This window comes from Clostridia bacterium (assembly GCA_017394805.1).
In the GTDB taxonomy this organism is placed as follows: Bacteria; Bacillota; Clostridia; order Christensenellales; family CAG-1252; genus RUG14300.
Genome location: JAFPXC010000013.1, coordinates 158,939 through 182,376 on the forward strand (window position 1 = coordinate 158,939; position 23,438 = coordinate 182,376).

Here is a 23,438-nt window from a genome sequence, read left to right on the forward strand (position 1 = left end):
CGCAAGAGGGGGGCTTTGCCCCCTTTTTTTTATGATTTTTCACCCATTTTTTATGATTCGTTGCGTTTTTCCCCCCGTCAATCGTTTGACATCATCAATTTAGTGTGCTAAAATGATAAAGCATTAAAGCGCAAGAGGAAAGAATATGGATAAAATACGTAATCAAACCATCGACAACCTAATGGAAGTGATTGCCCGTCTGGATTCGGCTGACGATTGCTACGACTTTTTCGCCGATTTATGCACGGTCAAGGAGTTGCAGGACATGGCCCAGCGCTTCGAGGCGGCGCTGATGCTCGCGGACGGCGCGACCTATCAGGATATCGTGGCTACGGTCAAGACGAGCGCCGCCACCATAAGCCGCGTCAGCCGTTGCCTGAAATACGGCGCGGGCGGCTACGACAAGGCCATCGCCATCTACAAGGACAAAAAGGGAGAACGATAATGCAAATAGACGACGCCATTTTACAAAGCAGCGAGCGCACGGCGCTTGCGTTGCGCAAACTATACGCCGATAGCGGCTATCGCTACTATCGAATGAGCAAATTCGAGGAGTACGACTTCTACGCGATGAACAAGGATTTTCTCGTGTCGGACAGCGTACTCACGTTCACGGACGTCAACGGCAAGTTGATGGCCCTCAAGCCCGACGTGACGCTCTCCATCATCAAGGGGAGCCGTGACGAAATGGGCGTGCAAAAGGTCTTCTACAGCGAAAACGTCTATCGTCCTTCGCCCGAAGACTGCTTCCGCGAGATACGGCAGACGGGCGTGGAGTGCTACGGCGACGTGGGCATTGCCGAAACGGCGGAGGTCATCACCCTCGCCGTCAAGAGCCTCGGCATGATGAACGAGGACTGCGTGGTGGACATTTCCAGCCTCGCGGTGGCCGAAGCCGTCTTCGCGGCGTGCGGTTTCTCCGCGGACGACAAGCGCGCCATGTACGAGGCCGTGGAGCAGAAGAACAAGGCCAAAGCGGCCGAATTATTCGCCGCGCAGGGCGTCATGCAAGAGGTCGCGGACGAGGCCATGCGCCTACTGTGGGTGTCGGCCCCCTTGCCCCAAGCCATCGCTGTCATCGAGAGTAGTCCCTTGTGCGTAGGCGAGGCGGCGCGCGAGTTTCTCGCCGTCCTGTCCCTGCTCGCCGAGCGTGCGGAAGCCGCCAAAATGCGCGTGGACTTTTCGGTGGTGGGCGACGTCAACTACTACAACGGCATCGTATTCAAGGGGTTCCTTCGGGGCATTCCCACGTCCGTGCTGTCTGGCGGGCGCTACGATCTTCTCATGCGCAAGTTCAAGCGCAACGCCTCGGCCATCGGCTTTGCCGTCTACACCGATCTCGCCTCCGAAACCGTGCGCGAGACGGGCGTTCCCTCGGACGATTGGCTCAACGTGGCCCTGCCCAAAGGGCGCTTGGGCGAAAAGGTATACGCCATGTTCGATCGAGCGGGCTATCCCTGTCCCGCCTTGTTGGAAGAGAGCCGCAAACTCGTCTTCGAAAACGTCGAAAAGCGGGTGCGCTACTTTTGGGTGAAGCCCTCGGACGTGGCCATCTATGTCGAGCGCGGCGTGGCCGACGTGGGCGTGGCGGGCAAGGATATTTTGGCCGAATACGCCCCCGACGTGTATGAGTTGTTGGACCTCAAAAAAGGCGTGTGCAAGATGGCAGTCGCCTCGCCAAAAGGCTTCGTCGAGGACGCGTCGCGCCCCTTGCGCGTAGCCACCAAATTCGCCGACGTGGCGCGGGCGTTCTATCGCGGCAGAGGGCGTGATATCGACGTCATTCACCTCAACGGCTCCATTGAGATCGCCCCCATTCTGGGACTTTCGGACGTCATCGTGGACATCGTGGAGACGGGCACGACCTTGCGCGAAAACAACCTCGAGGTGGTGGAGACCATATTCCCCATCAGCGCGCGTCTTATCGCAAACAAGGCGTCGATGCGGTTCAAACAGCAGACGATCACGGGGCTTGCCAAGAGCCTCGGCAGCGTAGTGGAGGAAAACAAATGATACGCATAATAGAAGCGAAAAACGTAGTCGATCGCGCCATTTTGTCCACGCCGACGCCCACCGCCGACGTGGCCGACGCGGTGGCCGCCATTTTGGCGGACGTCAAGGCCCGCGGGGACGCGGCTTTGTACGAATATACCGCTCGATTCGACGGCGCGCGATTGCAATCTTTACGCGTCAGCGAGGACGAGATAGCGGAGGCGATGGCCGTGGTGCCCGCCAAGTTTTTGCGCATACTTCGCCGCTCGGCGCGCAACATACGCCAATTCCATCTGAGACAGCGCCGAAAGGGCTTTGAAATACGCAAGGCAAACGGCGTGGTATTGGGACAAAAAGTCACCCCGTTGGCCAAGGTGGGCCTCTACGTGCCGGGCGGCACGGCGGCCTATCCGTCCACCGTATTGATGGACGCCATTCCCGCCAAGATCGCGGGGTGCGACAAAGTGGTCATCGTCACGCCCCCCGGCAAGGACGGGCGCTTAAATCCCGTCATCATCGCGGCGGCCATGGTCGCCGGCGTGGACGAGATATACAAAGTGGGCGGCGCGCAGGCGGTGGCCGCTTTGGCCTACGGCACCGAGAGCGTGCCCCAAGTGGACAAGATCGTAGGTCCCGGCAACGCCTTCGTCGCGGAGGCCAAAAAGCAGGTGTTCGGCCAAGTGTCCATCGACATGATTGCCGGCCCCAGCGAGATATTGGTGGTGGCCGAGGAGGGTATGAACCCCACGCACCTTGCGGCGGATTTGCTGTCCCAGGCCGAGCACGACAAGAACGCCAGCGCCGTACTCGTCACGCCTTCGGTGGCGTTGGGCGAGGCGGTGGCCGCCGAGATAGAGCGGTTGCTACGTGGCATGGCGCGTGAGGAGATCGCGCGGACGTCCATCGAACGCAACGGCAAGATCATTCTCACCGACACCATAGACGAGGCCGTCGCCATCGCCAACGAGATTGCGCCCGAGCACCTCGAGCTCGTCTTGCGCGAGCCGTTCCGCTACCTTGACAAGGTGAAAAACGCGGGCAGCGTATTTCTCGGCGAGAACTGCCCCGAGGCGTTGGGCGACTACTACGCGGGCATGAACCACACCTTGCCCACCTGCGGCACGGCGCGGTTTTCCAGCCCCTTGTCGGTGGACGATTTCGTCAAGAAGACCCAATACGCCTACTACACGCGGGAGGCTTTGTCCGAGGTGGCCGAGGACGTCGCCTATTTCGCCAACCAAGAGGGCTTGACCGGTCACGCCCGCAGCGCGACCATACGCGAGGGAGAATGATATGAGCAAGTTTATGAGCAAGCGGTTCGACGTGCTTTCGGCCTACGTGCCGGGCGAGCAACCGCAGGATAAAAAATACGTCAAACTCAACACCAACGAAAGCCCCTTCCCGCCTTCGCCTTTCGCCATGCGTTTGGCGCGGCAGGCGGCCTCCGAGTTGCAACTCTATTGCGATCCCGAGTCGAGCGCGCTTGCCTCGGTCGCGGCGGAGAAGTTCGGGTTGACTGCGGACAATATCATCTTCACCAACGGCTCGGACGAGGTGTTGGACTTTGCCTTCGCGGCCTTTTGCGACGCCTCCACGCCCGCGCTGTTTGCGGACGTGACCTACGGGTTCTATCCCGTGTTCGCCCGCCGCAACGGCGTGCCCTACCGCGAGATACCTTTGAATGAGGATCTCACGTTGGATGTAGACGACTATATTGGAGAGAAAGGCACTGTGTTCATCGCTAACCCCAACGCGCCCACGGGCATCGCCTTGCCCGCCGAGGAGATAGAGCGGTTGGTGGCTGCCGACCCCACGCGCATGGTCGTGGTGGACGAAGCCTACGTGGACTTTGCCGAGGAGAGCGTGTTGCCCCTCGTCAAGGAGTACGACAACCTCTTGGTCACGCAGACCTTTTCCAAATCCCGCTCGCTTGCGGGCGGTCGGTTGGGCATGGGCTTCGCCTCGGCGGCGGTCATTGCCGACCTCAAAAAAATCAAGTATTCCTTCAATCCCTACAACGTCAATTCCATGACCGCGGCGGCGGGCATGGGCGCGTTGTTGGACGAGGAATATTTCCGCGCCAACGTCCAAGCCATCGTCGAGATGAGAGAGCAGACCATCGCTTCCTTGACGGCGCTGGGCTTCGAGTGTACGCCCTCTCAAGCCAATTTTATCTTCGCAAGGCACAGTCGTCTTTCGGGCGAAGAAATCTATCGTCGGCTCAAAGAGCAGGGCGTGTTGGTGCGCTATTTCGACAAGGAAAGATTGCGCGAGTACGTGCGTATCACGGTGGGCAGCGCGGCGGAGATGGCCGTTCTTACCCAAAAACTCGCGCGTATCACGGGAGGTCGCCTATGAGAACGGCAACGCTTACGAGGAAAACGGCGGAAACGGATATCGCCCTTACGCTCAACCTCGATGGTAGCGGCAAGAGCACGGTGGACACGGGCTGCGGGTTTCTCAACCACATGCTCACCCTGTTCGCCGCGCACGGCAAATTCGACCTCGAGGTCAAGTGCGTGGGCGACGTAGAGGTGGACTACCATCACACCACCGAGGATATCGGCATCGCGTTGGGCGCGGCGTTTGCCAAAGCCCTATCGGACAAGCGCGGCATTTGCCGCTACGGCGACTGCATTCTCAATATGGACGAGGCGGTCATCTTGTCCTCGGTGGATTTTTCGGGGCGCGTATACCTCGGCTATTTCGCCGCCATTCCCACCGAAAAGGTGGGGGATTTCGACACCGAACTCGTGGAGGAATTTTGGTACGGCTTCGTGCGCAACGCGGGTTGTTCGTTGCACGTGCGCCAACTTTCGGGGCGCAATTCGCACCATATCATCGAGGGTATGTTCAAATCGGTGGCGCGTAGTTTGCGCGAGGCCGTGACCTACGACGCGCGGTTTGCGGGGGAGATCCCCTCCACCAAAGGAGTGCTGTGATGACCGTTATCGTGGACTACGGCGTGGGCAATCTGTTTTCGCTCGCGTCTTCCCTCAACAAAATAGGCGAGGCCTCCAAGGTCACGTCGGACGGGGCCGAAATAGCCCGCGCCGACCGCGTCATTCTGCCGGGCGTAGGCGCGTTTGCGGACGCCATGCGCAAGTTGGAAGACAGCGGTCTTGCCGACGTGGTGCGCTCGGTCGCGGCAAAGGGCGTGCCCGTCATGGGCATTTGCCTCGGGATGCAACTGCTGTTCGAGCGCAGTTTCGAATACGGCGAGCATCGCGGGTTGGGGCTTTTGCGCGGCGAGGTACGTCCCATCGAGACCGATCCTTCCCTCAAAATTCCCCACATGGGGTGGAACGCGCTCGCATTCACCCGTCCGCACCCCCTGTTCCGCTACGTCAAGGAAGGAGACTATGTGTATTTCGTGCATTCCTATCACGCGGTCGGTTGCGCCGACTCGCTCGTCGCCACCACCGAGTACGGTACCGTCGTCACGGCGGCCGTCGCCCGAGGCAACGTCATGGGGTGCCAGTTCCACCCCGAGAAGAGCGGTGACGTGGGGTTGAACATACTGCGCGCGTTCGTCGCGCTCAAGGAGGGCGACTTATGATCATATTCCCCGCCATAGATTTGTCGGAAGGTCGGGCCGTGCGCCTCTACAAGGGCGATTTCGGCCAAAAAACCGTCTATTCGGATTCCCCTTTGTCGGTGGCCGAAGACTTCGTAAGAAAGGGCGCCACCCACGTCCATTTGGTGGATTTGGACGGCGCGAGGACGGGGGCGCGGACGCACTTCGACCTCATCGCGACCATCAAAAATCGTACAGGTCTTTTTACCGAAGTAGGCGGCGGCATCCGCACCTACGAGGACGTGGCGGCCTATCTCGACGCGGGCGTGGATCGCGTCATATTGGGCACGGTGGCGGTGGAAGATCCCGACTTTATTCGTCGTCTTCCCGCGACCTATCGCGACAGAGTCGCCGTAGGCGTGGATGTCAAAGACAACCTGGTGGCCATCAAAGGCTGGACGGAGACCTCGCGGTTGGACGTCTTCGACTTTTGCGCCCGTTTGGAGGCCGAGGGCGTGCGCACCGTGATATGCACGGACGTAGGCCGCGACGGCGCCATGCAGGGCGCCAACGGGGGCTTGTACCAAGCGCTCGCTTCGCGCTTTTCGCTCAACGTTGTGGCGTCGGGCGGCGTGTCTTCTATGGAAGACGTACTGCGCCTACGAGGGATGAATTTGTACGGCGCCATCATCGGCAAGGCCTACTACGTGGGCGCCATCGACCTCACCGAGGCGATAGAGGTGAGCAAATGATTACCAAACGCATTATCCCTTGCCTGGACGTCAGAGACGGCAAGGTGGTCAAAGGTACCAATTTCGTGGGGCTTCGGGAGATATCTTCCCCCGTGGCGTTGGCCGAGGAGTACAGCCGAATGGGCGCGGACGAGTTGGTCTTCTACGACATCACCGCTTCCTCGGACGGGCGCAAGATTTTCACCGACGTTCTTCGGGAGACCGCGCGCAACGTCTTCATCCCCCTCACCGTGGGCGGCGGCATCTACGAGGTCAAGGACTTCGACCGTGTGCTCAAATGCGGCGCGGACAAGGTCAGCGTCAATTCGGGCGCCATTCGCAACCCCTCGCTCATTCGCGAGGCCGCCAAGGTGTACGGCAACCAATGCGTGGTGCTGTCGGTGGACGTCAAGCGCGTCGACGGTCGCTTCACCGTCTTCGCCAAGGGCGGGCGCGAAAACACGGGGTTGGACGCGTTGGATTGGATACGCCGCGGCATAGACGACGGCGCGGGCGAGATTGTGCTCAATTCCATCGACACGGACGGGGTCAAAAACGGCTTCGACCTGGAGATGCTCCGGGCGGTGTGCGATATAAGCAACGTGCCCGTCATCGCGTCGGGCGGCGCGGGCTGTATAGACCACTTCATCACGTTGTTCAAGGCTTTGCCCAAGGTGGACGCGGGGCTTGCCGCCTCCATTTTCCACTTCGGCGAGGTCGCCATTCGGGACCTCAAGGCCGCCATGGCCGCCAATGGTATTCCCGCGAGAATAATATAGGAGTAGCACTCCAAAGGAGAGATTATGATAGAGATTTCCCAACTGAAATTCGACGACAAGGGGCTCATCCCCGCCATCGTGGCCGACGCCGCCACCAAGCGCGTGCTCACGCTTGCCTATATGAACGAGGAGAGCCTGCGCATTACGCTCGAGAAAGAACTCACCTGTTTCTATAGCCGTTCGCGTCAGACGCTGTGGCTCAAGGGCGAGACCAGCGGCAACTACCAACACGTGGTATCCATCACGGCGGACTGCGACAACGACGCTCTGTTGGTACTGGTCAATCCCGACGGCCCCGCCTGCCACACGGGCGCGACGTCCTGCTTCTTCAACACCCTCTGTGAGAGCGAGACCAACTATTCCTTCTCGTTGGAGACCTTGATGCGGCAGATCGAGGGGCGCAAGACCGAGAAGAAAGAGGGCTCCTACACGACCTACCTCTTCGAGAAAGGCCGCGACAAGATACTCAAAAAGGTGGGGGAGGAGAGCACCGAGGTTATCATCGCGGGCAAGGCAGACGACAAAAAGGAAACCGTGTACGAGATCGCCGACCTCGTCTATCACGTGATGGTTTTGATGGTGGATATGGATATCTCCATTGACGACGTCGTCAAGGAGTTGGCCTCCCGCCACGTCATCGACAAAAAAGTCAAGCAGGAGAAAATGGTGTGATACGGCGCGATTTGCACACCCATACCACCTATAGCGACGGCACGGCTTCGCCCGCCGAGATGGTGGAGGCCGCTCTCGGCAAAGGCCTTACGGAGATAGGCATATCCGACCACTCGTACACGTCGTTTGACGAGAGTTATTGTATGCGGCGCGTGGCAGTCCCCGCCTACGTCCGCGAGATAGCCGCCCTCAAAACGGCCTACGCGGGCCGTATCACCGTGCGTTGCGGGGTAGAGCAGGACCTCTATTCCGACCAAAGCACAGCCCCCTTCGACTACGCCATCGGCTCGGTCCACTACCTCTACGCGTGCGGCCGCTACTGGCCGCTGGACGAAAGCGCGGAGATGTTGCAATACCTCTGCCGCACCGCGTTCGGCGGGGATTTCTACGCCCTTGCCGAGGCCTATTTCGCCGAGGTGGCCCGCTTCGCCTCTCGTGCGGACGTGTCCATCGTGGGGCACTTCGACCTCATCGCCAAGTTCAACGAGGGCGGCGCGTTGTTTGACGAAACGCACCCCCGCTACCTTGCGGCCGCCGAGCGCTCTGTCGACCTGCTCGCCGCGGCGGGTAAAACCTTCGAAATCAACACGGGCGCCATGGCGCGCGGCTTGCGCACCGTTCCCTATCCCAACGCGCCCTTGCTCGCCTATATCCGCCGCATCGGCGCGCCCCTCGTCCTTTCGAGCGACGCCCACGCCCCCGCCTTTATCGCCTTCGCCTTCGACCGCTTCCCCGACCTATAAACAAAGAATAATCAAAAAAGTCCATCAGCTTACCCGATGGACGATTTTTTCCGAAACGCGTTACGAGGCCCGCCGTTGCTCGGCTCCGTCGTGGGAAATGCGCTTGTTTTTGTACAGCATTTCGTCGGCCTGGTCGATATAGGATGAGAGGGACAGTTTCGCGTTTTCACAGCGGGCGTAACCCGCCGAGATGGATACGGTGTATGGTTTTCCACTCGTTTTGCACGCTTCGTCGATGGCGGTATCTTGACGGGCACCCGATCGGAGAGCGCCGCCTTTCTTTGTAAGTCAAGCCGCTATAGCGCCCGCTTCTAGCGGGAACGAGGCTCTTTTTGTCGTCCTAATCGTTCGTTTTCTCGCGCGTGACGCGGACGCTTATTTCGGGCGTACCGTACGCGGGATTAAACAATTTCGCCACGTTGGTTTCGTACCACGCCTTGATTTCCTCGTCCGACAGTTCGCACACGTCCCCTTTCGTTTGAATGACAATCTCGATCGTTTGTTTTTCCATACTTCGTTCTCCTTTTCTCTGCGACCACGCGAACGTCCATTCTCCCAAATGGCATCTATATTATATATAGATGATTGCCCCGTTCCTTGCGTTCGGTTGCAATGTCGCGCAAGCATTATGCAAAACCTCGTGCTTACGCGTTCGCTTCTTCTATCATACCCCAACCTCTCCCGAATGTCAATATTTCCTTCCCCACCGCCTCCACATTTCCCACCGAATCTATCAAATCATAATGGTATAAAGAATCGTCCGATAACCGAACGATTCTTTGGTGACCCCACCGAGGTTCGGACGAGGGTGGTCTATTGCTCGGAGCGTAGCGGTCTATTGCCCTTTAGGCGCAATGGCGCAACCGTCGTGTTCACGGCGGGCGCGGAGAGTTCGAACCGCTTGGGGCAATCAAAAAGCAGGCCATAAAGACCTGCTTTTTTGGGTGACCCCACCGAGGTTTGGACGAGGGTGGTCTATTGCCCAGAGCGTAGTGATGGCGCAACCGTCGTGTTCACGGCGGGCGCGGAGAGTTCGAACCGCTTGGGGGCAACAAAAAAGCAGGCCATAAAGACCTGCTTTTTGGTGACCCCACCGAGGTTCGAACTCGGGTGACCGCCGTGAAAGGGCGGTGTCTTAACCACTTGACCATGGGGCCTCGGGTGTTTGTACCCAATCGTACAAACTATAAGCGCGGCTCGAGGGCACACTTGTTTTCTTTGGTAGCGGCGGTCAGATTCGAACCAACGACCTGCCGGGTATGAACCGGCCGCTCTAACCAACTAAGCTACGCCGCCACATAATGCCTTTGTATTTTACCCTTTATTTGCCCTTTTGTCAACAAAAATTGCGCATATTTTTTTGAAAATGATTTCTTGCGTACCTTTGCGCGTTTCCATTCTCTTTGGGCTAAACTATATATAGTTTGTATGCGCACATAATGCAACCCCCGCAGCCATATTTATGCGCCGCCCGCAAACGCCCAAAAAAACGCTTGACTTTATCGTTGCGAGGGTATATAATGCAAACACCGAATATATGGAAGCATAGCCCAGCTGGTAGAGCGCTACCCTTACAAGGTAGATGTCACAGGTTCGAGCCCTGTTGTTTCCACCAACCACCAAAAACGCCCCGAAACGAGGCGTTTTTCTCATTTTTTGGACTTTTTTCACAATATTTTTGAATACTTTTGCTTATTTGTGTGACATAAATTGTGACATAAAATCATCGTTTTATTATGAGATAGTTTGATTCTATTAATTCAGATACAATCTCGTAGTATTTTTTCTCCGGGATTTTGCATTTTATTCCAGTTGCGAATGGGCAATTCCAACTTATATTTTTACAATTCCGATTCCTAATCCGTTTTGGTAGACATCCACCATTTTTAACTGTGTCGATAATGCAGCGCTTTACACTCATTAATTCATCGCGAGGGGAAACGGCCGCTGTGATACCCGCAATCATTGTTATTGGCGCAAAACCAAGTGTAATTGATAACGTAATGTCCAATGCAACACATGCGATAATAAAGGCAAAAGTTGTATACTTCCTAAAATATATTTTTTTCTTATTAATTTCTACGAGAGGTATATTGTCATGAGCTTTTGCGGAATCAGAATGAGAATAAACATTGGCATAAGGTGCCGGTTCTATGTTAATACCCATTTCTTGGCCATCGTCTTCTATACTCCTCCCTTTTACGGAGACAACTGTGGACGGTTTAGCCGCGTACTTAATTCTGATCATATTCCGCTTCCGCGCGACTCGTTTTCTGTAAATATAAGTTTTCCCCATGCGAGCACGAGCCCGTGAATGTAAGTTAACTCGCGAGAGTTTGCGACTACCGAGACCTCTATTAGTTACAGCAGGTATGCTTATAAATTCATTATAAAAGAATTTTATTGCATCTTCTTTCGACATGTATTGGACTAATTGCGTGATTATTTCCTCTCTTGTGCCTTGAAATTCCATGGCTATTCCTCCTAATCTAATAGTTTAATAATGGCATCTTTGTCGGATGCCCACATGTGGCCGTAGGTCTTGAGCACCTGTTCGGGCGTGTCGCCGATCAGGCTGGCGATTACCGTGTAATTGCCGCCAACGTGAATGCACATGGATACAAAAGAGTGCCGGAGTCCGTGTATTTTTATTGCTTTTACGCCGGCCGCGGCGGTGTATCGGGCGAACTTGCGGCGCACGGTTTCGGCCGGCAAGGGGCGCGCCCCGCCAAAGAGAAACGGCCCCTCCGGCGCCACCTTAGTGATATATTCATCGAGGGCGCGGCGGGCAGGATCCGCGAGAGGAATGGTGTGGTCGGTTTCGGTCTTATTGCTGGTCACCTTCCACGCGGCGTCGTCGGTGGTCTTGGTGGTCACCGTCTTATTGATGCGCAGAGAGGATCCATCGTAGTCCTCTGGGCGCAACGCGAACGCCTCGCCTTTGCGGATGCCGGTGTAGAATAGCAGCGTGAACAGGGCGCGATAGACGTCGTCATCCACGACGTCGATAAACTGCATAAACTCGTCGCGCTCCCAAAACTCGATTTTTGGGCCTGCGAGCGACTTTTGGACGGTGCGAGGCATTGTCACGCGGGCAAACGGATTACGCGCGTTGTAGCGCAAAGCCGCCCACGCAAAAAAGGTCTTGAAGCGCTTTTGAATGCGTAGCACATACCCACGCGCGTATAATTGCCCATTCGACTTGCGCCGCGCCAACATTCCGTCCTGCCACCTGTATAGATCTCCCTCGGTGATAGAATCGAGCGCCCGGCCTGCGAACGCGGGCAAAACAAAGTTGCGCATGGCGCCCTCGACCGTCACAAGCGAGGACTCTTTGGTGCTGGCGGTCAGGTAGGTTATATAGTCCCGATAGGCGTCATCGAATAGCACCCGCTTTTTTGCGACCTCAAGATTGGCCGGTTGCTCGGTACATTGCGTTGTGACGAACTGCCGATAGGCCTTCGCGGCGAGCTTTGGTGTCTCGTAGCCGCAAAGCGTTTTTTGGTGCTGCACCCCGCGCTCGTCCACCACGCGAAATACGACGTCGTAGACCTCGCCCTTCTTGGTAGTGCGCTTGCGCGTGGAGAACTTGGTAGATTTGATATAATACATACTGCCCCCGCAACGTGCATCTTTCGTTGAAAAATGCACGAAATCAATTAAAAATGTACAATATCAACCGAATATATGTACATTTGCGACCGAAAAATGCTAAAAAGCAATACCGTCTTTACAGTAGCGCTTTATCGATTTTTCCATAGCGTCGGGTATTTCGGTTAATAGTTCACGCAACTGTTCGACGGCCCTTTTGTATTCCTCAACGATGTATCTTTGATATAAGATCAAATCATCGGGCGTAAGGAGTTCGATATGATAATTGTGCGTGAGCCTTATAATTGGAGCAGTTGGAATGATTGACAAGAAATTCGATCCATCGCCCTTGCCAACTATAAAGACCTTTTTCGTCGTGAACTCTATACGGAGCACTTGATAGTAAAACCGCAAATCAAGGTGTTTTTCGTCGGCAAAAAACCTCAGGTATTCTGTATCTAATTTTGCCTCCTGTATTAGCGCGAATAATCTCTCTGCGTATTCGTATTGTAGGGCTGACATTTTGTTTTCAGGAAGTGGAAGTTGCGACCTCACCTGACTATCTTTTAGTAAATCAAAGAATGTCACCTCACTAAGGATGGTTAAATCCTGCCCGGCAAGGATATAAGCCTCTGCTTTCTTTTGTTTTGAACTCTTGGCACCTTTCAGTGAGGCATTGTACTCCGTATTGCCTAAAATCAAAAAATTGGTAGTTTTTGTCACGCCGTCCGCGTTGATGCCGCCGACATCGGCAACCAACTGCATCGCCTCTCGTCGAGGGATAGATAAGGCTCCAGTGAAAACGCACACTTTCCCGAATAGCGGGTGCTCCTCGTCAAACTCTGATACCGAGGCGGCAATATCGGTCGCCTTTAATCCCGTTTTTGTTTTGCGTTTTGTTGCAAGATCTATATTGTCCGCCGCTATCCTCTCTTTGATTCGCTCGTAAAGCGCAGCGGTTGCATTGCAATCTGCCTCCGCGCGATGCGCAGGTCTACTTGTGATTCCGAGGACATCCACCATAGTGGCGAGCCTATGATTAGGCATATTGGGGAATACTCGACGACCAAGTCTCATTGTGTCGATGAAATTATTATAGAATCCGCCAAGCCCAATTCGTTCTGCTTCGTCATATAAAAAATTGACATCAAAATTAATGTTATGCCCAACGAGAACGGCATCGCCAACGAATGCCAGCAGTGATGACAAAACCTCCTCAATGTCAGGTGCAATAGACACCATTTCATTTGTAATCCCAGTCAGTTCAACAATAAAATCATCAAGTTCACGATGCGGATTAACCAAACTCTTATAACTGTCTACACGCTCCCCGGAAACGAAACGCACCGCGCAAACCTCGATGATGGAATCCCATCGCGTATCAAGACCGGTTGTTTCTATGTCTATCACTACATATTTATCCACGCATGCAAGCATGCTCTCGCCTTTTTGTAATCTTAGTTTTGCCATATATCACCCCATTATTCCTCAAGAAGCGAATATGCTTTTGCAAGCAATTCTGCTTTTTTACGAGTATCGAGTTTTTCGCAAACCCTCAATAATTCCGCCTCTATTTCGGACAGCTCCCGCGTATGAGAACTATCATTCGTGATGGTCACCGTGCTATGGTTTATCCCTTGCACAATGTTGTTGCCTTGCGCGGCTGTTCCGCCGTAAAAGAAGGAAACATCCACGCCAAAATAATCGGCCACTGCTCTTACGATACCCGGCCGCGGATTTGCCCCGGCCTTCCAGCGCGTGACATTGCTTTGACTGCATCCCAACTCATTCGTGAGCTGCGTTACCGATATCCCCTTTTGATCGCATAGCATTTTTAGTTTTTCGTAGAACATAGGCGCCTCCAAGAAAAAATTGCGAAAAATGAGAACAAAAGGGTTGACAACGGCACTAAACGGTAGTACAATCAAGACAAATCGAGCCAACGCAAGGCAACGGCTTGAAAACACGCATTCGCTCCACTTTTCTTTTTTTAGTATATCACTAAAAGGAACTAAAAGCAAGTGGGGGGCGCTAAAAATCATTAAAAAGGGAGGGCGAAATGACAAAGTATTACACCTGCGAGGAAGTGGCCGAAATGTACAAGGTAGCAGTCAAAACAGTTTGGAAGTGGATCCGAGAGGGGAAACTGAAGGCCATTCGCATTGACCGCTACTACCGTGTTCGTCAAGAGGATATCGATGCCTTTGAGCATCGCGCTGTTTAACAAGGAGGACACTATGGCCAAGAAATCAACCGAAACAGCCGCCGGCATGGACATTGTAACGGTCAACGACCTGATGGAGCAACTGGGCGTGTGCTACAACACCGCCGCCGAAAAGATGGGCAACTACAAGCGCGCACTCCAAAAAGAGGGGCGCGACGTCAGCAACATGGCGGGGGCCATCACCATTGGCGACTACTGCCACGCTACCGGTATCACCGTGCCGGAGCTCATTCAATGGCGCGAGTATCAGCAACTACTGCGCGAACGCGAGCGCCAAAATCAAGACGCCATCGGCGTCAGGGCGCCATCGACAGGAGGTGCGACGTGAGGTATTGGGTGATAAAGAAACGCACCGACGGGTATAGTGCAACATTTTTAGTTGCTCGCGGCGGCACCGTCGGCACCGGAGTCGCGTACGAATATACCTTGTCGCCCACGTTGCGCAGTGCAATCGCATACGCAAAACGCGGCGGTCTGATGGGAATACACCACGGCGAGATACTCGTGGACAAGGAGGCGTAGCAATGAAACTATTGGTCAAACAGCCGGGGCAATACCCCGAAGTCAAAGAGTTCAACGAGGGCGACCTGCTCGCCGAATTGCAGGCAGCGGTCGGCGGATACATCGAAACAGTCCCCATCTCGGATACGCTGGTCCTCATCGCAGACGAGGAAGGCAAGCTCAAGAGGGACAGTGTCATCAATATCGTGCTGCCATTCAAAGGGAACATCACGGACTACGTGGTGGGCCCCGTTGTGATCGCAGGCATCACGCGCGGCGGTGATGACTTCCGCGGGCTGAACAAAAGAGAGATCTCCTTCGCCACCAACTGGTTGGACGTGAGGTCGGTATAGAACAACATGGAGGTGAACACATGAAAATACCCAAGGAATATCTGCAAGAGATAGTCGACAACACGCCGGATGGCGAGGCCATAGACCTCGACCGGGCGCAACGCGACTACGAGCGCGAGCTCGCCGAGTACGAGGCCGAGCGCATCGAGGAGCTGGAGGAGCGGCAGAGCCAATCCGGCTTTTACGCTTTTCAAGACGCCTGCTTTATTCGCCGGCTCGAACAGTAGGAGGGGACTATGGACGAGATGATCAAACAAGACGAAAACTACATTCTGCTGCGCAGTTTAGCACGCAAGGTTGGCCTCAAACAAAAGGGCCTTGTTGCAATGCTGCGCTACTACACCGACCTCCAAAACATGTCTCCTAATGTCGCAATCACCGAGGCTATTGGGTGGCTGGAGGATCCGGACGGAGTGGAGCTGCTGTTGCGACTCACCAATGCGCAAGCGTGGGATAGCGACGAAATCGAGGCTGGCGAATTTGCCGGGCTCGCAGATCTGTGGAGTCAAAAGATGGAGCTTTGCCAAGAAAGAGCCGACAAGATGAATTTCGTGCATCGATACCTTGCCAATGTGGTGGTAGAGGCGAGCGATTGGCGGATCCGCGAGGTGCTATATACGGTGAGAGGCGAAGACGAGGTTGTGGAGCTTTACAGCGACAGCGAAATGACAAATCTGACGCGGCGGGTGAATGTGACAAAAGACAGTCTCGCCGAGATTGTGAGAGAAGTGGCCGCCGTTATATAAGGCGCGGCGGATAGGAGGTGAACTATGGAAAAAAGATACTACTGGCTGAAGCTTCAATTCAACTTCTTCTTCGACAATGAGGTGTTCGACTACATCATGCGTCAATCTGACGGCAGCCGATACATCGTCCTCTATCAGATGCTGTGCATGAAGACGCTCAACAACGCCGGCGAATTGGCGTCGCGCATCGGCGACATCATCATCCCGTTCGACACGGAAAAAATACGTACAGAATGTAAGTATTTTACAAAGAGCGAAATTATCTGCGCGCTGGATCTGTTTCGGCGCTTTGGGCTTGTCTATGAACAAGAGGACGGCATCCTGTGGATCGCCAATTTTGACGACATGGTCGGAAGCGAGGGCGCCAGCGCAGCGCGTGTCCGCAAATACAGAGCCGCGCAAAAGGAACTCGGTCCGGGTAATGGGCAGGCCGTGGGTGCGTTACATTGTAACAATGATGTAACGCAATGTAACGTTACACAACCGTTACAAGAACGTTACACCGCCGTTACATCGAGCGTTACATCGGCAAAAGAAACGCCCCCCATAACCCCCAAAGAAAATAGAGAGATAGAGATAGAGATGACTGACAGACTGACTGATAGTGACTGTGATGATCTAAAAGAAATAGCAAAGAAAGAAATTGCGGGCGCGTGTGTGTACGCGAGCAACCATAAGCGCATCGATGCCGCCAACCTCGACGCCTACGAGAGATACATCGACCAACTGTATTGGTGCCGAGAGGATGGGCCGACCGGCGGGATGTCGGTCGATACCCACGACCAAATGCTACGCATTATGGATACCATCGGACACGAGGTGGCGCGGCGGGCGACGTTCCGGATCCACGATGAGGACATTGCGGCATCCGAAGTGCTGGACACCCTGACCGAAGGAATGGCAAGCGGAAACGCCAAAGCAACCATCGCCGCCCTACAGCAGGTGACCGACAAGCAAGCAGACGGGGGCATCGGCAATCAGCTGGCGTATTTGGTCGCAACACTTTATACGCGCATCAAGCAAGGGATGGTGGCCTAATGGATCTTCACTTTGGCTATCAGATCGAAACCGTAGAGATCACCCGAAAAGAGGCGGCCGCCCTGCCGAGTGGGACGCAGGTGCTGGTATATAACCCGTTTGTCAATACCTTCGACATCTACACACTGCACCCCAATTGCGCAATCATCCACCCGCCCAACAAACTCTACGACAAGTTCTTTTACTACGCAATCAAAGCCGTCCCGACGGCAACACCGGCCGTCACCGAAACGGTGACGCCGCAAGATGAATAATAACTGCCAACATGGCAGATACGGAGGTGAACTATGAACTATCAAACAACCATCAATTACGAGGCACCGCGTCCCATCAAAATCGGCGACGTGTTCTACCGCCTGCAAGAGGTGGACACCGTCAACCTACAAGCCAAATGCAAGATGTGCGACGGCACCCATCAGATCACCATTAACGGCATCACCGAGCGTTGCCCTCACTGCCAACAACCGGGCGCGATGATATCGAGAGTGCATCGCGTCGTCGTCCGCAGATACCGCGTATACGGATTCCGCGACCGCGTGGAGGCGGACGAATGGAAACCAAGCACCTATCACACCGTGACGGTTGAACTCTATCGTAAGGTAGGGAAGGGGTATTACTACGGCAACCACGATGGGCGGGACGAAAATATCGATTTTCTTAACCGGCTCAACGTGGAACAGCCGGAGCGCACCGACCACACTTGGTATGACGACTATGCCAAAGCGGTGGCGGCTGCCGAGTTCCTCACGTCGCTGGAGCAGGCAAAGCTCGATGCGTTCAATGCGGAACACGGCACGGACTATCAACTGACCGCCACAGCGGCGCATGATCCCAAATCCAAATAGGGGCGAGGAGTGATGGCAATGGACAGATCTACAAGCAAAGACAAAGCGATTAACTTTGCAAGGACAAGACTACGCAACCATCAAGCCAACTTAGCGGCATATAGGCTATACCGCGAGGAATTGCCGAAGGCGGTAGACCAGTATCTCAATAAAAAATATGCGCCGCTCAAAAAAGCCCTTGCAGATTATGGTAACATCGGCGAGATCCATAGCGCCTACGGATACGGCTACATCGGCGAGAAAAAGTATCAGAGCATCATGTATCTCTATGAGCAATATGAGAACGATGCCACGCGCAGGCTACTTGTCGTCACGCTTGAACAGATTGACAGGACGATCGAAGAATTGTCGGCCTGCGTTGACACTGCTCGGCGCGACCTAAACGCCCTTATAACAAACGGAGGTGATGATTAATGACGAAACTGCAGACTTCGAGATGCAAACGCTGCGGCGCCGAGATCGTGTGGATTCGGACGCCATCTGGCAAAAACATGCCCTGCGATGCGGCGGAGCGAGCCTATATGGCGGATGAGAACGGCAAGAGTACGGTGGTACTACCAAATGGCAAGACCGTCAGATGCACCTTGCCGGACGGCGGCACCATCAAGCCGTCGGATTTGACTGGGCTCGGTTACGTGCCCCATTGGGCAACCTGCCCCAATGCCGATGAGTTTAGAGGGGGTAAGAAAAATGGTCGTTGACATATTCAACTGCGGGGTGGGGTACGACTTAATCTGCGCCGATCCTCCGTGGCAACAATCGCGCGGCGGCAAGAAGGCCGTGCGCGCCAAGAGCAGCGGCATCCCCCTTAGTTATCCGACGTGCACCCTTGCTCAGATCAAAGAGCACTTGGCGCAAGCCACGTCGCTCACGACGGACAACGCGGTACTGTTCCTATGGACGATTGACAAGTATCTCGGCGCGGCGGAGCAGATAGCGGCAGACCTCGGCTACAAGCTACACGCCCGGATGATTTGGAATAAAGTAACAGGCATCCCTGCGGCGTTCACCATTCGCTTTGGGCACGAATATCTACTGTACATGTACAAGGGTAGACTGCCCCCGGTGGCAAGGGACGAGCGCGGCAAGGTCCACAGCGTGTTCACCGAGAAGGCAACACAGCCGCAAGCCCGATGTGTCCTACGAGATCATCGAAAGATTGTATCCGGATGCCAAGCGGCTCGAAATGTATGCCCGGCGCCAACGTCAAGGATGGGACTGCTGGGGAAACGAAGTATAGGAGGCGATATGTTTACTGAACAAACCCAAAAAGATAGACTACTACAAATAATCACCACGGTCACGGAATGCCATTGTGTCGAAAAGCACGGTGAGGCCTGCGACCTTTGTAAAAGGATGGCGGACACCATCATCGCCAACGGGTGGCACGAGGTATTGCCGAGAGAAAACAGCATCATTGATGAGTTGCATAACATCGTCAAGAACTTTGCCGCGTCGGTCGGGTGCAATAATCTTTGCGCAGGCAAAGGCGACAAGAAAGACCAATGTGAGAATTGTAACCTCATGGTCGATGACCTCTATGCGTTCTTCTCCGATCAGGTCAATCGTGAGATTCGCAACCTATTCCACGAGGCAGATAGATCTGCCGGATTATGGCTGGCTGGATATGCTCGCCGGTATTATTTTGCCCACCAATACGACAGAGTGCCCGACGGTAACGCCACCCGGCCCATTAACGCCGAAGAACTGTTCGATGGGCTGAGGCGAACAATTCTTGAAAAGTTTGTGGACAAGAAATAATGGCAAAATCCATCATCAGCAACCAACGCATCTGCTATCTATGTGGCTCGACGCAATGGATGGAACGTCATCACATATTCGGCGGCGCATTCAGGCAGAAAAGCGAGCACTACGGCCTATGGGTGTATCTATGCCATTACTGCCACAATGAGCCACCGAACGGCGTCCACCACAACCGCGAGCGTATGGACTACCTGCGACGCATAGGGCAACATGCGTTTGAAAAAGCATACCCGGACAAGCCATTCGCGGCGGAGTTCGGAAGAAACTACACAGGAGGTGAAAGCGATGACACGAATAGTGTGGCGCGACAACAACAAACAATGGCATCGACGTTTCCGTTTGACGACTGACGCGGCTTGGGCGTTTGCGCTCAAACTGAAGGGCGATGTAATCATGGTCATAAACAAGAAAACAACAAGTTTCGCAAAAGGAGGTGCGATATGAGCAACAAACATTTGAACGGCTACATCGAGGAAGATCTCGACACCGATTCCGAGGGCGCGACGGATGCGCCGACCTTCACCCCGACCTGCCCCTATTGCGGGGCGCAGCGGCTGCCGATGGGCTTTTATAAGAGCCAGCAGGAGGCCGACGAGGATGCGGCGATGTCCTGCAACTGTGTCGGCGCCATCGAGCACAGGATCAAGCGAGAAAAGGAACGCCAGCGCGAAATCAACCTCGCCGCCCTGAATGACCGTCTCGACGACCTCGCCCGATACTGCGAGGATCACAGTGTGCCCTTCGGCGACAAGACGAGAGAAATGCTTGTGCGCGGCGGCACCCTTGTCTTGGACGGCGAAGCCGGCGAACTCGTGTGCCGCTGGATGCGGATGCGCGTAAAAATCAAGCTCAACAACAAATGCAAGTTGCAAGTCCGGTACTCATACACGGATACCGGCACAATGGAGGTGTAGACAATGAGAAACAAACTTGTAGATCTGAACGATATCCTGTTTGCCGAGCTCGAACGTCTGAACGATGACGAGGCGATGAAGGACGAGGAGGCGCAAAAAAAAGAAATCAGTCGCGCGGCGGCCATCAATAAGACCGCTCAAACAATCATCAACAACGGTCAACTGATGTTGGCGGCGATGAAAACAACGGACACCATCGGCGTAGAATCCGGCGATTCCGATGCGGCAACGCTCCTCATCGGCGACAAAACCGACTGACATGGCGCGGCGATACACACAAGAGATGCACGACTGGTTGAGAGAGCATATCCCTCTCCAGTCGTGCGCGACCGTCGCAGAGGGTTTTGAGCGCACATTTGGGGTGCAAATGACCGCGTGCATGGTGAACTCTTACGCAAAAAACCATAAGATCCACACCAAGCGGTATAGCGAGCGCCTGACTCACGAGTGGGCAGCATGGCTCATAGAACACGGACCGGGAACAAACAGCGAAGACCTGACGGCACAATTCAACGCAACGTTCGGCACGCAGCTCACGATTGCGCAGATCAACGCGAAGCGATACAAGGTTGGAGCGGTCAGCGGGCTGAAGACGAGGGTGCCCAACTCCGGATGCTTTCAAAAGGGACACGTGTCGCATAACAAAGGAAAGCGCCAAACTGAGTATATGTCAGAGGATGCCATACGGCGCACGGTAGCAACGCGATTCCAAAAGGGGAACATACCACAAACCCATCTGACAGTTGGCAGTGAGAGACTGACCAAAGACGGATACATCAAGGTCAAGATAGCAGAGCCCAATATATGGCGCTTTAAGCACCGAATCGTATGGGAGCAAGAAAACGGTCCGATTCCGCCTCATCACGCCGTGATATTCCTCGATGGCAACCCCATCAACTGCGCGGCGGATAATTTGGCTCTCGTGGATCTTCCGACCAATGCACGCCTCAATCAAATGCACCTGCGCTACGATGATCCACAGGCAACCCAAGCGGGTATAGCGATTGCCAAAATCGCAACTGCCATCGGCAAAAGGAAAAAGAAAAAGCCATGAAAGAGTACATAGTCAAGACCAAAGAGGGCACCAAGGCGATGACCGCCGATGACATCTACGAGATGATGCTACCCGTCGTGTGGCGTTTGCTACGCAAGAACTATCAACAATACGAGGAGTATCACCAAGACCTCGCGCAGATAGCCCTCGACAGGTGCCTGAAGGCAATGAGGACATACGACAACACGCGTAGCACCGTCTACGCTTATTGCCTCCTCATCGCAAAGCAGGCACTTGCCGGATGGGTGAAAGACTACAACGCCGGGCGAGGGATGTATGAGGTGCCCCTTGATGAGAGCGCGGAACGTCCGCCCGACGACCATGATGCCGACATCTCGGCGTGGTTTGATGAATTGCGACTGTTGCTTAACCGAAAAGAGCGCAAAGTGCTGCGCCTCCTTCTCGATGGCAAGAGCCGCACCGAAGTCTACGTAGTGTTACGGCCGGCACACGCGGGTATTAAGCGCTGTGGATCCGGATTCGAGGCGCTCCCGGAATGGAAGGGCATCGTAGAAAAAGCGCGGCGGTTAGGGCCGCCGACGAGCGATTGAGGAGGACATATGAGAATACAACAACCCCCATTTGCGTGGTTATCAAACAGTTGTTCCGACTGTGCCTACAATGGCACGCATGACTGTATCCCCTGCACGATGCAAGGCGGATGCCTTAACCATCGGCCGATTACCGACGCCAAAGAGCACGCGGCAGAGCGAGCAGATAACCACGCTCGCCGACTCTTTGAACGCAGGCTACAAGACAAGATGGCAAGAATAGAAACCAATGCGCGCGGCGGATATCAGCAAGCACCGATAGCGTATGTGTGTAGCCCCTACCGAGGCGACGTTGAGCGCAACGTGGCATACGCAAAAGAGATTATGGCACAAGCGATCAGGCGCGGTTTTGCGCCTATCACACCGCACCTCTACATCCCCGCTGTGCTGGACGACAACGACCCGATAGAACGCCGGCGAGGCCTCGATCTCGGCCTTGCCTTGTTGAAAGCATGTGACTATGTCGTTGTTGGCTGTCGCTATGGAATATCCGACGGCATGCGTGACGAGATCAAAACGGCGATGGAGTTGGCAAAGGGCATCGTGCTATTGGATAATGACGCGTAAGAAGGCGGTTTTTCAAAAGATTTTGAAACCGTGACCGCAACCACCCGCAAGCCGGCACAAAGCACCATGCACCAAGTGTGATGCGTCGCCATATCAGCGCAATCTGCGCTGAATGTCTGCTATGCAGACAGGCGATGGCGTCGTCGTCCGCAGAGAGAGGGGGGCATCGACACCCCCACCCCTTGCAACACAACAACGCGGAGGAACACCCTCTTACACATTTTTCACGGAAAATTGAGAAATCGCCGCCCTATTGTATAAAAAGGGCGGATGTTTGCAGAAAAAAGGAGAAGTTATGCAGAAAAAATTGGTATTTGTAGAGGACTTTGACATCGAAAAACTCAACCCCTATGAGGGCAACGCAAAGATACACACCGACGCGCAGATCGAGGAAATCATGGAGTCCATCCGCCGATACGGCTTTAATGACCCAGTGGCGGTGTGGGGCCCCGACAATACGATAGTAGAGGGACACGGCAGGGTGATTGCATTGCAACGTCTCGGCTATAAGACCGTGCCGTGCATCGTCCGCCTCGACCACCTCACCGACGAGGAACGGCGAGAGTATACGCTGGTCCATAACTCCATCACGCTCGACACCGGAATGGACATGCAAAAAGTGCAAGAGGAATTGTCACGTCTGATCAACTCCGATATGTCCGCCTTCGGCCTGCTTGTAGCCGTCGATGAAGGCGCGGCGGTAGTGGAGGACGACTATACGCCCGGCGAGGATATTCCCGACCGCGTCAAGCTGGGCGAGGTTTGGCAACTCGGCCGTCATACCCTCGTATGCGGCGACAGCACAAAAGAGGAAATTGTGAACAAAGCCACGGGGGGGGGGGGGGGGGCTTTATTG

At 54.7% G+C, this 23,438-nt stretch carries 34 protein-coding genes and 3 tRNA genes; 29 read left to right on the forward strand and 8 right to left on the reverse strand.

Annotated features, from left to right (window positions below; translation table 11 throughout):
- Positions 1–145 precede the first annotated feature (145 nt).
- Genes II896_03775 through II896_03820 form a run of 10 tightly spaced genes read left to right on the forward strand, consistent with a single transcriptional unit; the run spans position 146 to position 8,434 of the window.
- Positions 146–445 (forward strand): TrpR-related protein YerC/YecD, encoded by a 300-nt coding sequence (locus II896_03775; protein MBQ4443765.1) that lies wholly within the window; start codon positions 146–148, stop codon positions 443–445.
- Positions 445–2,013, forward strand: coding sequence for an ATP phosphoribosyltransferase (locus II896_03780; GenBank protein ID MBQ4443766.1), 1,569 nt, complete (start codon positions 445–447; stop codon positions 2,011–2,013). The genes II896_03775 and II896_03780 overlap by 1 nt, the downstream gene beginning before the upstream one ends.
- Positions 2,010–3,284: a histidinol dehydrogenase gene (hisD, locus tag II896_03785; GenBank protein ID MBQ4443767.1), complete on the forward strand. Its 1,275-nt coding sequence runs from the start codon at positions 2,010–2,012 to the stop codon at positions 3,282–3,284. Before II896_03780 ends, hisD begins: the two co-directional genes overlap by 4 nt.
- Position 3,285: 1 nt before the next feature.
- On the forward strand, positions 3,286–4,350 hold the full coding sequence (locus II896_03790) for a histidinol-phosphate transaminase (protein MBQ4443768.1): 1,065 nt from the start codon (positions 3,286–3,288) through the stop codon (positions 4,348–4,350).
- The gene (hisB, locus tag II896_03795) at positions 4,347–4,934 is read left to right on the forward strand and encodes an imidazoleglycerol-phosphate dehydratase HisB (protein MBQ4443769.1); all 588 of its coding nucleotides are present in this window, start codon (positions 4,347–4,349) and stop codon (positions 4,932–4,934) included. The genes II896_03790 and hisB overlap by 4 nt, the downstream gene beginning before the upstream one ends.
- A complete protein-coding gene (hisH, locus tag II896_03800; GenBank protein ID MBQ4443770.1) occupies positions 4,934–5,551 on the forward strand; it encodes an imidazole glycerol phosphate synthase subunit HisH in 618 nt (205 codons plus the stop codon). The genes hisB and hisH overlap by 1 nt, the downstream gene beginning before the upstream one ends.
- Positions 5,548–6,261, forward strand: a complete 714-nt coding sequence (gene hisA / locus II896_03805; GenBank protein MBQ4443771.1) for a 1-(5-phosphoribosyl)-5-[(5-phosphoribosylamino)methylideneamino]imidazole-4-carboxamide isomerase — start codon at positions 5,548–5,550, stop codon at positions 6,259–6,261. Before hisH ends, hisA begins: the two co-directional genes overlap by 4 nt.
- On the forward strand, positions 6,258–7,019 hold the full coding sequence (gene hisF / locus II896_03810; protein ID MBQ4443772.1) for an imidazole glycerol phosphate synthase subunit HisF: 762 nt from the start codon (positions 6,258–6,260) through the stop codon (positions 7,017–7,019). Before hisA ends, hisF begins: the two co-directional genes overlap by 4 nt.
- 24 nt (positions 7,020–7,043) lie before the next feature.
- Positions 7,044–7,691: a bifunctional phosphoribosyl-AMP cyclohydrolase/phosphoribosyl-ATP diphosphatase HisIE gene (locus II896_03815; GenBank protein MBQ4443773.1), complete on the forward strand. Its 648-nt coding sequence runs from the start codon at positions 7,044–7,046 to the stop codon at positions 7,689–7,691.
- Positions 7,688–8,434, forward strand: a complete 747-nt coding sequence (locus II896_03820) for a histidinol-phosphatase (protein MBQ4443774.1) — start codon at positions 7,688–7,690, stop codon at positions 8,432–8,434. Before II896_03815 ends, II896_03820 begins: the two co-directional genes overlap by 4 nt.
- Positions 8,435–8,494: 60 nt before the next feature.
- Here the strand turns inward: II896_03820 and II896_03825 are convergent, their stop codons facing one another.
- From II896_03825 to II896_03840, 4 genes are all read right to left on the reverse strand, one after another.
- The gene (locus II896_03825) at positions 8,495–8,671 is read right to left on the reverse strand and encodes a hypothetical protein (protein ID MBQ4443775.1); all 177 of its coding nucleotides are present in this window, start codon (positions 8,669–8,671) and stop codon (positions 8,495–8,497) included.
- Between the two features lie 103 nt (positions 8,672–8,774).
- Complete coding sequence (locus II896_03830) at positions 8,775–8,945, reverse strand: hypothetical protein (protein MBQ4443776.1); 171 nt, start codon at positions 8,943–8,945, stop codon at positions 8,775–8,777.
- Positions 8,946–9,516: 571 nt separating this feature from the next.
- Positions 9,517–9,591, reverse strand: a tRNA-Glu gene (locus II896_03835).
- 62 nt (positions 9,592–9,653) lie between these two features.
- Positions 9,654–9,730 (reverse strand) — tRNA-Met (locus II896_03840).
- A gap of 243 nt (positions 9,731–9,973) precedes the next feature.
- Between II896_03840 and II896_03845 the strand changes: the two genes are divergently transcribed.
- Positions 9,974–10,049: transfer RNA gene (locus tag II896_03845), tRNA-Val, on the forward strand.
- A gap of 108 nt (positions 10,050–10,157) precedes the next feature.
- Here the strand turns inward: II896_03845 and II896_03850 are convergent.
- From II896_03850 to II896_03865, 4 genes are all read right to left on the reverse strand, one after another.
- Positions 10,158–10,907: a hypothetical protein gene (locus tag II896_03850; protein ID MBQ4443777.1), complete on the reverse strand. Its 750-nt coding sequence runs from the start codon at positions 10,905–10,907 to the stop codon at positions 10,158–10,160.
- 11 nt (positions 10,908–10,918) lie between these two features.
- On the reverse strand, positions 10,919–12,046 hold the full coding sequence (locus II896_03855) for a site-specific integrase (GenBank protein ID MBQ4443778.1): 1,128 nt from the start codon (positions 12,044–12,046) through the stop codon (positions 10,919–10,921).
- 99 nt (positions 12,047–12,145) lie between these two features.
- Positions 12,146–13,495: a hypothetical protein gene (locus II896_03860; GenBank protein MBQ4443779.1), complete on the reverse strand. Its 1,350-nt coding sequence runs from the start codon at positions 13,493–13,495 to the stop codon at positions 12,146–12,148.
- Between the two features lie 11 nt (positions 13,496–13,506).
- Positions 13,507–13,878, reverse strand: a complete 372-nt coding sequence (locus tag II896_03865; GenBank protein MBQ4443780.1) for a helix-turn-helix transcriptional regulator — start codon at positions 13,876–13,878, stop codon at positions 13,507–13,509.
- Between the two features lie 206 nt (positions 13,879–14,084).
- Between II896_03865 and II896_03870 the strand changes: the two genes are divergently transcribed.
- The 18 genes from II896_03870 to II896_03955 all read left to right on the forward strand — a co-directional run.
- A complete protein-coding gene (locus II896_03870) occupies positions 14,085–14,249 on the forward strand; it encodes a helix-turn-helix domain-containing protein (GenBank protein ID MBQ4443781.1) in 165 nt (54 codons plus the stop codon).
- 13 nt (positions 14,250–14,262) lie between these two features.
- The gene (locus II896_03875) at positions 14,263–14,577 is read left to right on the forward strand and encodes a hypothetical protein (GenBank protein MBQ4443782.1); all 315 of its coding nucleotides are present in this window, start codon (positions 14,263–14,265) and stop codon (positions 14,575–14,577) included.
- Positions 14,578–14,773: 196 nt separating this feature from the next.
- Complete coding sequence (locus II896_03880) at positions 14,774–15,103, forward strand: DUF3846 domain-containing protein (GenBank protein ID MBQ4443783.1); 330 nt, start codon at positions 14,774–14,776, stop codon at positions 15,101–15,103.
- A 20-nt stretch (positions 15,104–15,123) separates the two neighbouring features.
- On the forward strand, positions 15,124–15,330 hold the full coding sequence (locus II896_03885) for a hypothetical protein (protein ID MBQ4443784.1): 207 nt from the start codon (positions 15,124–15,126) through the stop codon (positions 15,328–15,330).
- A 9-nt stretch (positions 15,331–15,339) separates the two neighbouring features.
- The gene (locus II896_03890; GenBank protein MBQ4443785.1) at positions 15,340–15,849 is read left to right on the forward strand and encodes a hypothetical protein; all 510 of its coding nucleotides are present in this window, start codon (positions 15,340–15,342) and stop codon (positions 15,847–15,849) included.
- A gap of 24 nt (positions 15,850–15,873) precedes the next feature.
- Positions 15,874–16,887 carry a phage replisome organizer N-terminal domain-containing protein gene (locus II896_03895; GenBank protein ID MBQ4443786.1) on the forward strand — a complete coding sequence of 338 codons (1,014 nt, stop codon included), beginning with the start codon at positions 15,874–15,876 and terminating at the stop codon, positions 16,885–16,887.
- Positions 16,887–17,141 carry a hypothetical protein gene (locus tag II896_03900; GenBank protein MBQ4443787.1) on the forward strand — a complete coding sequence of 85 codons (255 nt, stop codon included), beginning with the start codon at positions 16,887–16,889 and terminating at the stop codon, positions 17,139–17,141. Before II896_03895 ends, II896_03900 begins: the two co-directional genes overlap by 1 nt.
- A 33-nt stretch (positions 17,142–17,174) precedes the next feature.
- Entirely contained in the window at positions 17,175–17,732 is a 558-nt protein-coding gene (locus II896_03905) for a hypothetical protein (GenBank protein ID MBQ4443788.1), read from the forward strand.
- Between the two features lie 18 nt (positions 17,733–17,750).
- Positions 17,751–18,146 carry a hypothetical protein gene (locus II896_03910; protein MBQ4443789.1) on the forward strand — a complete coding sequence of 132 codons (396 nt, stop codon included), beginning with the start codon at positions 17,751–17,753 and terminating at the stop codon, positions 18,144–18,146.
- Positions 18,146–18,433, forward strand: a complete 288-nt coding sequence (locus II896_03915; protein ID MBQ4443790.1) for a hypothetical protein — start codon at positions 18,146–18,148, stop codon at positions 18,431–18,433. Before II896_03910 ends, II896_03915 begins: the two co-directional genes overlap by 1 nt.
- Positions 18,423–19,493, forward strand: a complete 1,071-nt coding sequence (locus II896_03920; protein ID MBQ4443791.1) for a hypothetical protein — start codon at positions 18,423–18,425, stop codon at positions 19,491–19,493. The genes II896_03915 and II896_03920 overlap by 11 nt, the downstream gene beginning before the upstream one ends.
- Positions 19,493–19,846, forward strand: a complete 354-nt coding sequence (locus II896_03925) for a hypothetical protein (protein MBQ4443792.1) — start codon at positions 19,493–19,495, stop codon at positions 19,844–19,846. Before II896_03920 ends, II896_03925 begins: the two co-directional genes overlap by 1 nt.
- 90 nt (positions 19,847–19,936) lie before the next feature.
- Complete coding sequence (locus II896_03930) at positions 19,937–20,410, forward strand: hypothetical protein (protein MBQ4443793.1); 474 nt, start codon at positions 19,937–19,939, stop codon at positions 20,408–20,410.
- A 3-nt stretch (positions 20,411–20,413) separates the two neighbouring features.
- Positions 20,414–20,668 (forward strand): hypothetical protein, encoded by a 255-nt coding sequence (locus II896_03935; protein ID MBQ4443794.1) that lies wholly within the window; start codon positions 20,414–20,416, stop codon positions 20,666–20,668.
- A 25-nt stretch (positions 20,669–20,693) separates the two neighbouring features.
- Entirely contained in the window at positions 20,694–21,464 is a 771-nt protein-coding gene (locus II896_03940) for an HNH endonuclease (GenBank protein MBQ4443795.1), read from the forward strand.
- Complete coding sequence (locus tag II896_03945) at positions 21,461–22,015, forward strand: sigma-70 family RNA polymerase sigma factor (GenBank protein ID MBQ4443796.1); 555 nt, start codon at positions 21,461–21,463, stop codon at positions 22,013–22,015. The genes II896_03940 and II896_03945 overlap by 4 nt, the downstream gene beginning before the upstream one ends.
- A 9-nt stretch (positions 22,016–22,024) precedes the next feature.
- Positions 22,025–22,582: a hypothetical protein gene (locus tag II896_03950; GenBank protein MBQ4443797.1), complete on the forward strand. Its 558-nt coding sequence runs from the start codon at positions 22,025–22,027 to the stop codon at positions 22,580–22,582.
- A gap of 295 nt (positions 22,583–22,877) precedes the next feature.
- The coding region (locus II896_03955) for a ParB N-terminal domain-containing protein (GenBank protein MBQ4443798.1) at positions 22,878–23,438 on the forward strand (561 nt) is incomplete at its 3' end.

Excerpts from the sequence above, each read along its gene's own strand:
- II896_03775 (MBQ4443765.1), top strand. The coding sequence starts at position 146 with ATGGATAAAATACGTAATCAAACCATCGACAACCTAATGGAAGTGATT.
- II896_03780 (MBQ4443766.1), top strand. The coding sequence starts at position 445 with ATGCAAATAGACGACGCCATTTTACAAAGCAGCGAGCGCACGGCGCTT.
- hisD (MBQ4443767.1), top strand. The coding sequence starts at position 2,010 with ATGATACGCATAATAGAAGCGAAAAACGTAGTCGATCGCGCCATTTTG.
- II896_03790 (MBQ4443768.1), top strand. The coding sequence starts at position 3,286 with ATGAGCAAGTTTATGAGCAAGCGGTTCGACGTGCTTTCGGCCTACGTG.
- hisB (MBQ4443769.1), top strand. The coding sequence starts at position 4,347 with ATGAGAACGGCAACGCTTACGAGGAAAACGGCGGAAACGGATATCGCC.
- hisH (MBQ4443770.1), top strand. The coding sequence starts at position 4,934 with ATGACCGTTATCGTGGACTACGGCGTGGGCAATCTGTTTTCGCTCGCG.
- hisA (MBQ4443771.1), top strand. The coding sequence starts at position 5,548 with ATGATCATATTCCCCGCCATAGATTTGTCGGAAGGTCGGGCCGTGCGC.
- hisF (MBQ4443772.1), top strand. The coding sequence starts at position 6,258 with ATGATTACCAAACGCATTATCCCTTGCCTGGACGTCAGAGACGGCAAG.
- II896_03815 (MBQ4443773.1), top strand. The coding sequence starts at position 7,044 with ATGATAGAGATTTCCCAACTGAAATTCGACGACAAGGGGCTCATCCCC.
- II896_03830 (MBQ4443776.1), bottom strand. The coding sequence starts at position 8,945 with ATGGAAAAACAAACGATCGAGATTGTCATTCAAACGAAAGGGGACGTG.
- II896_03850 (MBQ4443777.1), bottom strand. The coding sequence starts at position 10,907 with ATGGAATTTCAAGGCACAAGAGAGGAAATAATCACGCAATTAGTCCAA.
- II896_03855 (MBQ4443778.1), bottom strand. The coding sequence starts at position 12,046 with ATGTATTATATCAAATCTACCAAGTTCTCCACGCGCAAGCGCACTACC.
- II896_03860 (MBQ4443779.1), bottom strand. The coding sequence starts at position 13,495 with ATGGCAAAACTAAGATTACAAAAAGGCGAGAGCATGCTTGCATGCGTG.
- II896_03865 (MBQ4443780.1), bottom strand. The coding sequence starts at position 13,878 with ATGTTCTACGAAAAACTAAAAATGCTATGCGATCAAAAGGGGATATCG.
- II896_03870 (MBQ4443781.1), top strand. The coding sequence starts at position 14,085 with ATGACAAAGTATTACACCTGCGAGGAAGTGGCCGAAATGTACAAGGTA.
- II896_03875 (MBQ4443782.1), top strand. The coding sequence starts at position 14,263 with ATGGCCAAGAAATCAACCGAAACAGCCGCCGGCATGGACATTGTAACG.
- II896_03880 (MBQ4443783.1), top strand. The coding sequence starts at position 14,774 with ATGAAACTATTGGTCAAACAGCCGGGGCAATACCCCGAAGTCAAAGAG.
- II896_03885 (MBQ4443784.1), top strand. The coding sequence starts at position 15,124 with ATGAAAATACCCAAGGAATATCTGCAAGAGATAGTCGACAACACGCCG.
- II896_03890 (MBQ4443785.1), top strand. The coding sequence starts at position 15,340 with ATGGACGAGATGATCAAACAAGACGAAAACTACATTCTGCTGCGCAGT.
- II896_03895 (MBQ4443786.1), top strand. The coding sequence starts at position 15,874 with ATGGAAAAAAGATACTACTGGCTGAAGCTTCAATTCAACTTCTTCTTC.
- II896_03900 (MBQ4443787.1), top strand. The coding sequence starts at position 16,887 with ATGGATCTTCACTTTGGCTATCAGATCGAAACCGTAGAGATCACCCGA.
- II896_03905 (MBQ4443788.1), top strand. The coding sequence starts at position 17,175 with ATGAACTATCAAACAACCATCAATTACGAGGCACCGCGTCCCATCAAA.
- II896_03910 (MBQ4443789.1), top strand. The coding sequence starts at position 17,751 with ATGGACAGATCTACAAGCAAAGACAAAGCGATTAACTTTGCAAGGACA.
- II896_03915 (MBQ4443790.1), top strand. The coding sequence starts at position 18,146 with ATGACGAAACTGCAGACTTCGAGATGCAAACGCTGCGGCGCCGAGATC.
- II896_03920 (MBQ4443791.1), top strand. The coding sequence starts at position 18,423 with ATGGTCGTTGACATATTCAACTGCGGGGTGGGGTACGACTTAATCTGC.
- II896_03925 (MBQ4443792.1), top strand. The coding sequence starts at position 19,493 with ATGGCAAAATCCATCATCAGCAACCAACGCATCTGCTATCTATGTGGC.
- II896_03930 (MBQ4443793.1), top strand. The coding sequence starts at position 19,937 with ATGAGCAACAAACATTTGAACGGCTACATCGAGGAAGATCTCGACACC.
- II896_03935 (MBQ4443794.1), top strand. The coding sequence starts at position 20,414 with ATGAGAAACAAACTTGTAGATCTGAACGATATCCTGTTTGCCGAGCTC.
- II896_03940 (MBQ4443795.1), top strand. The coding sequence starts at position 20,694 with ATGCACGACTGGTTGAGAGAGCATATCCCTCTCCAGTCGTGCGCGACC.
- II896_03945 (MBQ4443796.1), top strand. The coding sequence starts at position 21,461 with ATGAAAGAGTACATAGTCAAGACCAAAGAGGGCACCAAGGCGATGACC.
- II896_03950 (MBQ4443797.1), top strand. The coding sequence starts at position 22,025 with ATGAGAATACAACAACCCCCATTTGCGTGGTTATCAAACAGTTGTTCC.